This is a genomic window from Parabacteroides sp. AF48-14, assembly GCF_003477465.1.
Lineage (GTDB): Bacteria > Bacteroidota > Bacteroidia > Bacteroidales > Tannerellaceae > Parabacteroides > Parabacteroides acidifaciens.
This window is the reverse complement of sequence record NZ_QUDI01000095.1, coordinates 1-1,683: the sequence shown is the minus strand read 5'-3', so window position 1 is coordinate 1,683 and position 1,683 is coordinate 1. Positions and strand designations below refer to the sequence as shown.

Annotated in this window: 1 protein-coding gene; it reads right to left on the bottom strand. The window is 38.8% G+C overall.

Going from position 1 to position 1,683, the window contains the following annotated elements; all coding sequences use genetic code 11:
* Positions 1 to 31 precede the first annotated feature (31 nt).
* Positions 32 to 1,600, bottom strand: coding sequence for an IS1182 family transposase (locus tag DW083_RS21875; protein ID WP_122333825.1), 1,569 nt, complete (start codon positions 1,598 to 1,600; stop codon positions 32 to 34).
* Between the last annotated feature and the right edge of the window lie 83 nt (positions 1,601 to 1,683).

Sequence of the window (1,683 nt, the reverse complement as noted above, 5' to 3'; positions counted from 1 at the left end):
AGAGACTGTGTGAAAAAGACTTATTCTCCAATCAGATCAATACGCAGCCACGTTGTTTTTTGAAAAGTGAGATAGCCCCAAAAAGGCTGTTTAGAACGATAAAAGTCGATATGAGCGAATGAAATAGACTTTTATTGAGTTCCGACAAGCTATTTGCTATCCTCGATAACAAATAAGGTATCGAAGACAAAGAACACAATCGTTTGATATTATAAGCGGTTGTATATAAATCTATTTCAATCTGTACTTTCTTTCTTGACCTGAGTAAAAGAGGCACTTTCCCCATCCAGCGTTTGACAGTGCCAAATACATGTTCAATCTGACTTTTTCTCTCCCTGATCAACTCTTTCATTTGATCCGATTCCATCCGTTGAATATGGTCCCGGCGGTAAGACTCGTGTTCTGATACCTTAAGTGTACGACCCTGTTTTGATCGGGTACATTTGCCAAAGAGCGGACATCTGAGACAATAGTCCTTAGAGGCCTGATAAATATAAAATACCGTATCACCATGTTTTGCCGTCCGTTGTTTTCGGCGGAGTTTCCTTCCCCATGAGCAAATGTATGTATCTTCCGATTCATTGTATGTAAATGATACTCCGTTCTTTCGATTATGCGTTTGAGAGCGACTTTCGGCTAAAGGTATCGCACATTGGGTCTTCCCATTTGATTCTATGTGTGCTATCTGAGCAATATTGCCATACCCTCTATCAGCTTCTACTATTTCAGGAACGATCTCCATCTGTTCCTGTATCTTAGTAAAGTTTTCCTCCAAAGCATTGCTATCGTTTCCATCCTTAATAACCTCATCTAATACGATCATTTGATTTTTACCGTCTACCCCGACTTGTACATTATATCCGGGGATATAACCGTCACGGCTCGGTAACAAACGCGCTTGCGGATCTGTAACGCAGTAAGTATTTTTCGATTTCTCCTTTAGTTGGGCTTGAATGGATTTGAGTTCCTCTATTTCTTGATTCAACAGCTCTATCTTTTTCGACATCTCTGCCATTGACATACTTAATTCCATAGAGCTGTCTTCAGTCTGATCATTCTCTTCCAGCTTTGATAGATAACCATCCAAGAGCTCTTCCATGTGAGTTATTCTGGATGCTATTATTGTGTCCGTCCATATCTTTTCCTTGGAAGTACAAGCTTTCACTTTGGTCCCGTCAAAAATAATCTTGTTGCCTTCAATATAACCTTCCTTTTTTAGAAAATTACGAAAGCCTAACGTCATCTCTCTGATCGCATTCCCATTATCCTTTCGGTAGTCCGAGATTGTCTTGAAATCAGGATGAAGATCACACATAAGCCATTTTAGTTCTATGTTGCGATAGGTCTCTGTTTCTAAACGACGACTACTGCTGATACGGTTCAAATAACCGTATAAATACAATTTTAAGAAAAGAGTCGGATGATACGACTTTCTTCCTCGAAGTGATTGACCTTTATAAATATATTGTGCGGGATCCTTTTGATACAATAAATCTACCAACTTATCTATCAATCTAACCGCATTCTCCGGCGATATACTATCTTCAAGACTCGTGTACAACTGGAGTTGATTACGATCTGTTCCTGTTATATAGTGCATAGTTCTTATTTTTTCTGTCCCTTAAAGATAAGAATTCTATTACTCTTTTACAATTTCTTCTTGGGCTTTTTCACACAGTCTCT

Bases quoted from the DNA above. Each gene is read 5' to 3' on its own strand.
- DW083_RS21875 (WP_122333825.1), bottom strand. From the start codon at position 1,600: ATGCACTATATAACAGGAACAGATCGTAATCAACTCCAGTTGTACACG.